This window comes from Streptococcus sp. 4155 (assembly GCF_013276695.1).
GTDB classification, from domain to species: Bacteria; Bacillota; Bacilli; order Lactobacillales; family Streptococcaceae; genus Streptococcus; species Streptococcus pseudopneumoniae.
Genome location: NZ_VMLM01000068.1, coordinates 1 through 10,602, shown reverse-complemented (window position 1 = coordinate 10,602; position 10,602 = coordinate 1). Strand labels below are relative to the sequence as shown.

The following is a 10,602-nucleotide window of genomic DNA, read 5'->3' as shown; positions in this document are numbered from 1 at the left end:
AATTTTAAGCAGAATATCATTTCTCTTTTTAGAATCAAAACGACGAGATTGTGGAATCTCTACAGGAACAATAGGTTGTGGCATTAAAATATCCTCCAATAGTTTTACTTTACTAATAGTATACAGGAGGTCTTCCATGAATGATAGATACCTTGTTATGACGCGCTTACGAGCAAACTAGGTAGCTCGCCACAGGATGCTCAAAATACTGATTTGAGGTTGTAGAAAGTCAGTCACATATATACGGTAAGACGACGCTGACGTGGTTTGAAGAGATTTTCGAAGAGTATAAAGAAGTTGCTCAGAGAAGATTCTTGATGGATAATTTGAACTTGAAATTTAGAACCTAGAAAATTTTTGAAAAAAGAGGATTTTTTTGAATAAAAGCCTTTACAAAAAAAATTAAAGTGGTATAATTAAATCATAAAAGGTGCAAACGTTTTCGTAAAACGTTTGCCTAAATAAAAATAAAGGAGATTTGAATGATGAAAGATACATTCAAAAATGTCTTGTCTTTCGAATTTTGGCAAAAATTCGGTAAGGCTTTGATGGTGGTTATCGCGGTTATGCCGGCTGCTGGTTTGATGATTTCAATCGGTAAGTCTATCGTGATGATTAACCCTAACTTTGCTCCACTCGTTATTACTGGTGGTGTCCTAGAGCAAATCGGTTGGGGGGTTATCGTTAACCTTCATATCTTGTTTGCCCTCGCTATTGGAGGAAGCTGGGCTAAGGAACGTGCTGGTGGTGCGTTTGCGGCAGGTCTTGCCTTTATCCTAATCAACCGTATCACTGGTACAATCTTTGGTGTATCAGGAGACATGTTGAAGAATCCAGAAGCTATGGTAACAACTCTCTTTGGTGGATCAATCAAAGTTGCTGATTACTTCATTAGTGTTATGGAAGCTCCAGCACTTAACATGGGTGTATTCGTAGGGATTATTTCTGGTTTTATTGGAGCAACTGCTTACAATAAATACTATAACTTCCGTAAGCTTCCTGATGCACTTTCATTCTTTAACGGAAAACGTTTTGTACCATTTGTAGTTATTCTTCGTTCAGTAATTGCTGCAATTCTACTTTCAGCTTTCTGGCCACTTGTGCAAACTGGTATCAATAGCTTTGGTATTTGGATTGCCAACTCACAAGAAACTGCACCAATCCTTGCACCATTCTTGTATGGTACTTTGGAACGTTTGCTCTTGCCATTTGGTCTTCACCATATGTTGACTATCCCAATGAACTACACAGCTCTTGGTGGTACTTATGACATTTTAACTGGTGCAGCTAAAGGTACTCAAGTATTTGGTCAAGACCCACTATGGCTTGCATGGGTAACAGACCTTGTTAATCTTAAAGGTACAGATGCAAGTCACTACCAACAATTGTTAGATACTGTTCACCCAGCTCGTTTCAAAGTTGGACAAATGATCGGGTCATTCGGTATCTTGATGGGTGTAATCGTGGCTATCTACCGTAATGTTGATACTGACAAGAAACATAAATACAAAGGTATGATGATTGCGACAGCTCTTGCAACATTCTTGACAGGGGTTACTGAACCAATCGAATACATGTTCATGTTCGTTGCAACACCTATGTATCTTGTTTACTCACTTGTTCAAGGTGCTGCCTTCGCTATGGCTGACGTTGTAAACCTACGTATGCACTCATTCGGTTCAATCGAGTTCTTGACTCGTACACCTATTGCAATCAGTGCTGGTATCGGTATGGATATCATTAACTTCGTTTGGGTAACTGTTCTCTTTGCCGTAATCATGTATTTTATCGCAAACTTCATGATTCAAAAATTCAACTACGCAACTCCAGGGCGTAACGGAAACTACGAAACTGCTGAAGGTTCAGAAGAATCTAGTAGCGAAGTGAAAGTTGCAGCAGGCTCTCAAGCTGTAAACATCATCAACCTTCTTGGTGGACGTGCAAATATCGTTGATGTTGACGCATGTATGACTCGTCTTCGTGTAACTGTTAAAGATGCAGATAAAGTAGGAAATGCAGAGCAATGGAAAGCAGAAGGAGCTATGGGTCTTGTCATGAAAGGACAAGGGGTTCAAGCTATCTACGGACCAAAAGCTGACGTATTGAAATCTGATATCCAAGATATCCTTGATTCAGGTGAAATCATTCCTGAAACTCTTCCAAGCCAAATGACTGAAGCACAACAAAACACTGTTCACTTCAAAGGTCTTACTGAGGAAGTTTACTCAGTAGCAGACGGTCAAGTTATTGCTTTGGAACAAGTAAAAGATCCAGTATTTGCTCAAAAAATGATGGGTGATGGATTTGCAGTAGAACCTGCAAATGGAAACATTGTATCTCCAGTTTCAGGTACTGTATCAAGCATCTTCCCAACAAAACATGCTCTTGGTATTGTGACTGAAGCAGGTCTTGAAGTATTGGTTCACATTGGTTTGGACACAGTAAGTCTTGAAGGTAAACCATTTACAGTTCATGTTGCTGAAGGACAAAAAGTTGCAGCAGGAGATCTTCTTGTCACAGCTGACTTGGATGCTATCCGTGCAGCAGGACGTGAAACTTCAACAGTAGTTGTCTTCACAAATGGTGATGCAATTAAATCAGTTAAATTAGAAAAAACAGGTTCTCTTGCAGCTAAAACAGCAGTTGCTAAAGTAGAATTGTAATATACTTGAGGTTGGAAGCTGTATTCCAACCTCTTATTTTGGGAGAAAAGCATGAAATTTTTAACACTCAATACTCACAGTTGGATGGAAAAAGAAGCAGAGGAAAAATTCCAGATTTTGCTTGAGGATATTCTTGAAAAAGACTATGATTTGATTTGTTTCCAAGAAATCAATCAGGAGATCACTTCGCCAGAGGTGGAGGTTAATGACCTTTATCAAGCTTTGCCAGCAGCTGAGCCTATTCACCAAGATCACTATGTTAGACTCTTGGTTGAAAAGTTGTCTGAGCAAGGGAAAAATTACTACTGGACTTGGGCCTATAACCATATCGGTTATGATCGCTACCATGAAGGTGTAGCTATCTTGTCTAAAAAACCTATTGAAGCCAGAGAAATTTTGGTTTCAGATGTGGATGATCCAACAGACTATCATACTCGTCGTGTTGCTTTGGCTGAAACTGTAGTTGATGGTAAGGAGCTTGCAGTTGCAAGTGTCCACCTTTCTTGGTGGGATAAAGGTTTCCAAGAAGAATGGGCACGATTTGAGAATGTCTTGAAAGAATTGAACAAGCCACTTTTACTAGCTGGAGATTTCAACAACCCAGCTGGACAGGAAGGCTACCAAGCTATTTTGGCTAGTCCATTAGGCTTACAAGACGCTTTTGAAGTTGCTCAAGAGAAAAGCGGTAGCTATACCGTTCCACCAGAAATTGATGGCTGGAAAGGGAACACTGAACCCCTTCGAATCGATTATGTCTTTACTACCAAAGAGTTAGCGGTGGAAAATTTACATGTCGTATTTGATGGTAACAAGAGTCCACAAGTCAGTGATCACTATGGCTTGAGTGCTATTTTAAACTGGAAATAATAACTGATACTCTTCGAAANNCTGCGGCTAGTTTCCTAGTTTGATCTTTGATTTTCATTGAGTATGAAAAGAGGTTGGAACCATGAAATTCTAGCCTTTTTATTATTAGAGAAGCTACTGGAAATAGCCTAAATAAGTGAGACTACTGTAATGGAATAAAATATGGTATAATTGATAAGATAGATAGAATAGAGGATATTATGTCATTTACGAAATTTCAATTTAAAAACTATATTAGAGAGGCCTTGGAGGAGTTAAAATTTACAGCTCCAACAGAGGTGCAAGACAAATTGATTCCTATTGTTTTGGCAGGTAGAGATTTGGTTGGAGAATCAAAAACAGGTTCAGGTAAGACTCACACTTTCTTGTTACCGATTTTCCAGCAATTAGATGAAGCTAGCGATAGTGTACAGGCAGTGATTACTGCACCGAGTCGTGAGTTGGCTACTCAAATTTACCAAGCAGCCCGTCAGATTGCTGCCCACTCAGACGTGGAAGTTCGTGTGGTTAATTATGTGGGTGGTACGGATAAGGCTCGTCAGATTGAGAAATTGGCAAGCAATCAGCCTCATATTGTTATTGGAACACCAGGCCGTATTTACGACTTGGTTAAATCCGGTGATTTGGCTATTCACAAGGCCAAGACCTTTGTTGTTGATGAAGCAGACATGACCTTGGATATGGGATTCTTGGAAACTGTTGATAAGATTGCTGGCAGTCTTTCAAAAGACTTGCAATTCATGGTCTTCTCAGCGACTATTCCGCAAAAACTGCAACCATTCTTGAAAAAATACTTATCAAATCCAGTTATGGAGAAAATCAAGACCAAAACGATCATTTCTGATACCATTGATAATTGGTTGATTTCTACTAAGGGACGTGATAAGAATGCTCAAATTTACCAGTTGACTCAGTTGATGCAACCGTATTTGGCAATGATTTTTGTTAACACTAAAACGCGTGCTGATGAATTGCATTCTTACCTGACTGCTCAAGGCTTGAAGGTGGCAAAAATTCATGGGGATATTGCCCCTCGTGAGCGCAAGCGTATCATGAATCAGGTGAAAAATCTGGATTTTGAGTACATTGTCGCAACAGACTTGGCAGCGCGTGGGATTGACATTGAAGGTGTCAGCCATGTCATCAATGATGCCATTCCGCAAGATTTGTCCTTCTTTGTTCATCGAGTTGGTCGTACTGGAAGAAATGGCCTACCAGGCACAGCCATTACCCTTTATCAGCCAAGTGATGACTCGGATATCCGTGAGTTGGAGAAATTGGGAATCAAGTTTACTCCTAAGATGGTCAAAGATGGAGAATTCCAAGATACCTATGACCGTGATCGTCGTGCTAATCGTGAGAAGAAGCAAGATAAGCTTGATATTGAAATGATTGGTCTGGTCAAAAAGAAAAAGAAAAAAGTCAAACCGGGTTATAAGAAGAAAATTCAATGGGCGGTTGATGAAAAGCGCCGCAAAACCAAGCGTGCTGAAAATCGCGCTCGCGGTCGTGCAGAGCGTAAAGCGAAACGCCAAACATTTTAATAGAAATTGTTGGAGTACTGAACTCCAACTTTTTGCTTTATGAGAACGAACTATCTAAACCGAAATATCACATTAAAGACTGCAAATTGCGCTAAAAAATGGTATAATGATAAAGTTATATAGTCCCGATAAGATGGTAGGCATTTATCACTAAGAGTTTTCCTACCAGTACTTTGTAACTCTATAACACTATTTTTAAGGGGGGACATTTTTATGTCAGAACGTAAATTATTCACGTCTGAATCTGTATCTGAGGGGCATCCAGATAAGATTGCAGACCAAATTTCAGATGCGATTTTGGATGCTATTTTAGCAGAGGATCCAGAGGCGCACGTTGCTGCTGAGACAGCTGTCTATACTGGTTCCGTCCACGTTTTTGGTGAAATTTCTACAAATGCCTATGTGGATATTAACCGTGTGGTTCGAGATACCATTGCAGAGATTGGCTATACCAATACAGAATATGGATTTTCTGCTGAGACGGTGGGAGTTCATCCGTCACTTGTTGAGCAGTCACCAGATATTGCTCAAGGTGTTAACGAAGCCTTGGAGGTTCGTGGGAACGCAGACCAAGATCCACTTGATTTGATTGGTGCTGGAGACCAAGGGCTCATGTTTGGATTTGCAGTGGATGAAACAGAAGAGCTCATGCCATTGCCAATTTCTCTCAGCCACAAGTTGGTTCGTCGTCTGGCAGAATTTCGTAAATCTGGAGAAATTAGCTATCTCCGTCCAGATGCAAAATCACAAGTTACAGTTGAGTACGATGAAAATGACCGTCCGGTACGTGTAGATACAGTCGTTATTTCTACTCAGCATGATCCAGAGGCTACTAATGAACAAATCCATCAAGATGTGATTGACAAGGTCATCAAAGAAGTTATTCCATCTTCTTATCTCGATGATAAGACAAAATTCTTTATCAATCCGACAGGTCGTTTTGTAATCGGTGGTCCTCAAGGGGACTCAGGTTTGACTGGTCGTAAGATTATTGTAGATACTTATGGTGGCTACTCTCGTCATGGTGGTGGTGCCTTCTCTGGTAAGGATGCGACTAAGGTGGACCGTTCTGCCTCATATGCAGCTCGCTATATTGCCAAGAACTTCGTTGCAGCCGGTCTTGCTAAGAAGGCAGAAGTTCAATTGGCCTACGCTATCGGTGTTGCCCAACCTGTTTCTGTTCGTATCGATACTTTCGGTACAGGAACAGTAGCTGAAAGCAAGCTTGAAAAAGCAGCCCGTCAAATCTTTGACCTTCGCCCTGCAGGAATTATCCAAATGCTGGACCTCAAGCGTCCAATTTACCGTCAAACAGCAGCTTATGGACACATGGGACGTACAGATATTGACCTTCCATGGGAACGTTTGGACAAGGTAGACGCTTTAAAAGAAGCAGTCAAATAAAATCTTAAGAGGGGGACTTCCTCTCTTTTTTATAGTTTTTAACTATACTGGGATACTGTTCTGAAAATCCATTTTGCGAAAGTAGAGATTTACATGTATTTCTTTAAAAATGCCAAAGGTTGAGATTTCTCCTCGTAATAGATAATCATGGAGATATTTCAATCCAAAGTTTTATTCGTTATCACTTGACTATTGCAAGGTTTTCTAGAGCAACAGAGTCATGGAATGGACTCATGGTTGAGATTTCTCCTTGTTGCTTGGACTTCATTCAAAAGTCTGTGACCCAAGTCTTGTTCAAACTTCCAATACACTAGCTGTTTCCATAACATGACTTCTGCACTAGACTTTCTTTTCCGAATAAATAGATAGAACCACAGAATCTAGTAAACCTAGAATTAAAATTATGGTATAATATTAGCAATAAAAAGAATCTGGAGGATTAGAATCATGGTATCAACGAAAACACAAATTGCTGGTTTTGAGTTTGACAATTGCTTGATGAATGCAGCAGGTGTGGCTTGTATGACGATAGAGGAGTTAGAAGAGGTCAAAAACTCAGCGGCAGGAACCTTTGTTACTAAGACAGCAACCTTGGACTTTCGTCAGGGAAATCCTGAGCCACGCTATCAAGATGTCCCACTTGGTTCTATCAATTCTATGGGCTTGCCAAATAAGGGCTTAGACTATTATTTGGATTATCTTTTGGATTTACAGGAAAAAGAGCCAAACCGAACTTTCTTCTTATCTCTGGTTGGAATGTCTCCAGAGGAAACCCATACTATCTTGAAAAAAGTCCAAGAGAGTGATTTTCGTGGTCTGACTGAGCTAAATCTTTCCTGTCCAAATGTTCCAGGTAAACCTCAGATTGCCTATGATTTTGAGACAACAGACCGGATTTTGGCAGAGGTGTTTGCCTACTTCACCAAACCTCTTGGAATTAAATTGCCACCATATTTTGATATTGTTCACTTTGACCAAGCGGCAGCTATTTTCAACAAGTATCCGCTCAAGTTTGTCAACTGCGTTAACTCTATCGGAAACGGCCTCTATATAGAAGACGAATCTGTCGTTATTCGGCCTAAGAATGGTTTTGGTGGAATTGGTGGAGAATACATCAAACCAACTGCTTTAGCTAATGTTCACGCCTTTTATCAACGCTTAAATCCCCAGATCCAAATCATTGGAACAGGTGGCGTGTTGACTGGTCGTGATGCCTTTGAACATATTCTCTGTGGAGCGAGTATGGTGCAGGTGGGAACCACCCTTCACAAAGAAGGCGTCGGTGCCTTTGACCGCATTACCAATGAACTAAAAGCAATCATGGCGGAAAAAGGATACGAGAGCTTAGAAGATTTCCGTGGGAAATTGCGCTATATTGACTAAATTAAATCGAAAAATCAGAAGAAAGGAGAGAAGATGCTAGCCATTGAAGAGAGTCAGAAGTTGACTTTATCAAATTTACCTAGCCTGAGCCTTTTTACAGGGACAGATCAGGGTCAGTTTGAAGTGATGAAGAGTCAAGTATTGAAACAGATTGGCTATGATTCTGCTGATCTCAACTTTGCCTACTTTGATATGAAAGAAGTGGTCTACAAGGATGTGGAACTGGAGTTAGTCAGCCTTCCTTTCTTTGCGGATGAGAAAATCGTGATATTAGACCATTTTGTAGATATCACAACAGCCAAGAAACGCTTTTTAACAGATGATGAACTCAAGTCGTTTGAGGAATACCTTGATAACCCTTCACCAACAACCAAGTTGTTGATCTTTGCGGAAGGAAAGCTGGATAGCAAAAGACGGCTGGTAAAATTACTTAAGCGTGATGCCAAGGTCTTTGATGCAGTAGAAGCCAAAGAACAAGAATTACGCCAGTATTTCCAAAAGTGGAGCCAGAAAGAAGGTCTGCAGTTTACCAATAATTCTTTTGAAAATCTTCTCGTCAAGTCGGGTTTTCAATTTAGCGAAATCCAGAAAAATCTCCTCTTTTTACAGTCCTATAAGGAAGACTCTGTTATCGAGGAAGAGGATATTGTTAACGCAATTCCCAAGACCTTACAGGACAATATTTTTGATTTAACTCAGTTTATTCTGACTAAAAAGATGGATCAGGCGCGCGATTTGGTTAGAGATTTGACCTTGCAAGGTGAAGATGAAATCAAACTGATTGCAGTCATGCTAGGACAATTTCGGACTTTTACTCAGGTGAAGATTTTGGCGGAGTCTGGGCAAACAGAATCTCAGATTGCAAGTAGTCTAGGAAGTTTTCTCGGACGCAATCCTAATCCCTATCAAATCAAGTTTGCGCTGAGAGATTCAAGAGGACTTTCTTTGAGCTTTTTGAAGCAAGTAATTTCCTACTTGATTGAGACAGACTATCAGATTAAGACAGGACTCTATGAAAAAGGTTTCCTTTTTGAAAAGGCACTCTTACAGATTGCTAGTCAGGTCAATTGACATTTGTTGAAACTACAACCCGCGTCAGGATTATCTTGTCGTGGGTTTCTTGCTGATTTGCTTATTTTATACTCAATGAAAATCAAAGAGCAAACTAGGAAACTAGCTGCAGGCTGCTCAAAGCACTGCTTTGAGGTTGCAGATAGAACTGACGAAGTCAGCTCAAAACACCGTTTTGAGGTTGCAGATAGAACTGACGAAGTCAGCTCAAAACACCGTTTTGAGGTTGCAGATAGAACTGACGAAGTCAGCTCAAAACACCGTTTTGAGGTTGCCGGATAAGACTGACGAAGTCAGTAACATATACCTACGGCAAGGCGACGTTGACGCGGTTTGAAGAGATTTTCGAAGAGTATTATTAGAAAGTATGTCAGTGATTTCCTTATCTATAAGCAAAAAACTTGAAAAAAGTGAATGTTTGCGTTATCATTTTCATATAGAAAGAAAAAGAGGTATTACAGATGGCTATTATCTTACCAGAACTTCCATATGCATACGACGCTTTGGAACCATACATCGATGCGGAAACAATGCATTTGCACCATGACAAACACCATCAAACTTATGTCAACAATGCCAATGCAGCTTTAGAAAAACACCCTGAAATCGGTGAAGACCTTGAAGCCTTGCTTGCTGATGTAGAATCTATCCCAGCTGATATCCGTCAAGCACTTATCAACAATGGTGGCGGACACTTGAACCACGCTCTTTTCTGGGAATTGATGACTCCCGAGAAAACAGCTCCTTCAGCAGAACTGGCAGCAGCAATCGATGCAACATTTGGTTCACTTGAAGAATTCCAAGCAGCCTTCACTGCAGCAGCAACAACTCGTTTTGGTTCAGGTTGGGCATGGTTGGTTGTCAACAAAGAAGGGAAACTTGAAGTGACTTCAACAGCAAACCAAGACACACCAATCTCAGAAGGTAAAAAACCAATCTTGGGCTTGGACGTTTGGGAACATGCTTACTACGTGAAATACCGCAACGTGCGTCCTGACTACATCAAAGCTTTCTTTTCAGTAATCAACTGGAATAAAGTAGATGAATTGTACGCAGCTGCTAAATAATGATAGTTGGAGGGAAGAATTGTTCTTCTCTTTTTTAGGTTATAAGATTCTGGTCTGACAAAATCGTTAGACTTTTTTCATTTTTATGAGAAACGTGCTAAATTTCAAATAGGGCGTGCAAAGCCTTTGATATAGCTACTTTTCACAATTGAGCTAATGGATTTTTAAACTTTTTGTGGACTTTTTAGGAACTTTTTAATTTTTCAATGGCTTTTTCATAAAATGAAGTAGCGTTTTTCTTGTTGTCTTTGGACAAGTGGCTATAAGTATCCATGGTTATTGAAATTTGAGAATGACCAAGCCTTGTTTGTATTTCTTTGTAAGGCAGTCCAGCATTGAGCAAGATACTAGCGTGAGTATGGCGGAAGGCGTGGAATGTTAAACGAGGGCAGTCAGAAAGTTTTAAATGTTTCTCAAGTCTATGCCTAAGCGTCCTAGCGTCTCTATATTCGTCAAAGGAATTAGAAAATACTTTTTCATAAGTCAAGCCTATTTCTCTACCAACTTGCGCTTGTCTATTTTTGTAAAGCCGCAGCATGAGTACCGTCTTATTATCCAAGTCAATCATTCTAACGCTTGATTTTGTTTTAGGGGTAGTGACTT

At 40.1% G+C, this 10,602-nt stretch carries 9 protein-coding genes; 8 read left to right on the top strand and 1 reads right to left on the bottom strand.

What is annotated here, in order from left to right:
* The first annotated feature begins 482 nt into the window (after nucleotides 1–482).
* The 8 genes from HT715_RS08570 to sodA all read left to right on the top strand — a co-directional run bounded on the left by HT715_RS08570 (nucleotide 483) and on the right by sodA (nucleotide 9,999).
* Nucleotides 483–2,663, top strand: coding sequence for a PTS transporter subunit IIBC (locus tag HT715_RS08570; protein WP_081005453.1), 2,181 nt, complete (start codon nucleotides 483–485; stop codon nucleotides 2,661–2,663).
* 51 nt (nucleotides 2,664–2,714) lie between these two features.
* The gene (locus HT715_RS08565) at nucleotides 2,715–3,530 is read left to right on the top strand and encodes an endonuclease/exonuclease/phosphatase family protein (protein ID WP_000670821.1); all 816 of its coding nucleotides are present in this window, start codon (nucleotides 2,715–2,717) and stop codon (nucleotides 3,528–3,530) included.
* 200 nt (nucleotides 3,531–3,730) lie between these two features.
* Nucleotides 3,731–5,074 carry a DEAD/DEAH box helicase gene (locus tag HT715_RS08560; protein WP_050208023.1) on the top strand — a complete coding sequence of 448 codons (1,344 nt, stop codon included), beginning with the start codon at nucleotides 3,731–3,733 and terminating at the stop codon, nucleotides 5,072–5,074.
* A gap of 213 nt (nucleotides 5,075–5,287) precedes the next feature.
* Complete coding sequence (metK, locus tag HT715_RS08555; protein ID WP_023935808.1) at nucleotides 5,288–6,478, top strand: methionine adenosyltransferase; 1,191 nt, start codon at nucleotides 5,288–5,290, stop codon at nucleotides 6,476–6,478.
* Nucleotides 6,479–6,925: 447 nt separating this feature from the next.
* Nucleotides 6,926–7,861, top strand: a complete 936-nt coding sequence (locus tag HT715_RS08550; protein WP_000255155.1) for a dihydroorotate oxidase — start codon at nucleotides 6,926–6,928, stop codon at nucleotides 7,859–7,861.
* A gap of 33 nt (nucleotides 7,862–7,894) precedes the next feature.
* On the top strand, nucleotides 7,895–8,932 hold the full coding sequence (gene holA, locus HT715_RS08545; RefSeq protein WP_000879648.1) for a DNA polymerase III subunit delta: 1,038 nt from the start codon (nucleotides 7,895–7,897) through the stop codon (nucleotides 8,930–8,932).
* 75 nt (nucleotides 8,933–9,007) lie between these two features.
* Nucleotides 9,008–9,214 (top strand): hypothetical protein, encoded by a 207-nt coding sequence (locus tag HT715_RS11990; RefSeq protein ID WP_233053217.1) that lies wholly within the window; start codon nucleotides 9,008–9,010, stop codon nucleotides 9,212–9,214.
* A 179-nt stretch (nucleotides 9,215–9,393) separates the two neighbouring features.
* The gene (sodA, locus tag HT715_RS08535; RefSeq protein ID WP_050208028.1) at nucleotides 9,394–9,999 is read left to right on the top strand and encodes a superoxide dismutase SodA; all 606 of its coding nucleotides are present in this window, start codon (nucleotides 9,394–9,396) and stop codon (nucleotides 9,997–9,999) included.
* Between the two features lie 184 nt (nucleotides 10,000–10,183).
* On the opposite strand, the gene HT715_RS08530 is transcribed toward sodA, so the two are convergent.
* Nucleotides 10,184–10,602 (bottom strand): site-specific integrase (locus HT715_RS08530; protein ID WP_172922910.1); only part of this gene is annotated, 419 nt, incomplete at its 5' end.

Coding starts and splice junctions, on each gene's coding strand:
- HT715_RS08570 (WP_081005453.1), top strand. CDS start 483: ATGATGAAAGATACATTCAAAAATGTCTTGTCTTTCGAATTTTGGCAA.
- HT715_RS08565 (WP_000670821.1), top strand. CDS start 2,715: ATGAAATTTTTAACACTCAATACTCACAGTTGGATGGAAAAAGAAGCA.
- HT715_RS08560 (WP_050208023.1), top strand. CDS start 3,731: ATGTCATTTACGAAATTTCAATTTAAAAACTATATTAGAGAGGCCTTG.
- metK (WP_023935808.1), top strand. CDS start 5,288: ATGTCAGAACGTAAATTATTCACGTCTGAATCTGTATCTGAGGGGCAT.
- HT715_RS08550 (WP_000255155.1), top strand. CDS start 6,926: ATGGTATCAACGAAAACACAAATTGCTGGTTTTGAGTTTGACAATTGC.
- holA (WP_000879648.1), top strand. CDS start 7,895: ATGCTAGCCATTGAAGAGAGTCAGAAGTTGACTTTATCAAATTTACCT.
- HT715_RS11990 (WP_233053217.1), top strand. CDS start 9,008: ATGAAAATCAAAGAGCAAACTAGGAAACTAGCTGCAGGCTGCTCAAAG.
- sodA (WP_050208028.1), top strand. CDS start 9,394: ATGGCTATTATCTTACCAGAACTTCCATATGCATACGACGCTTTGGAA.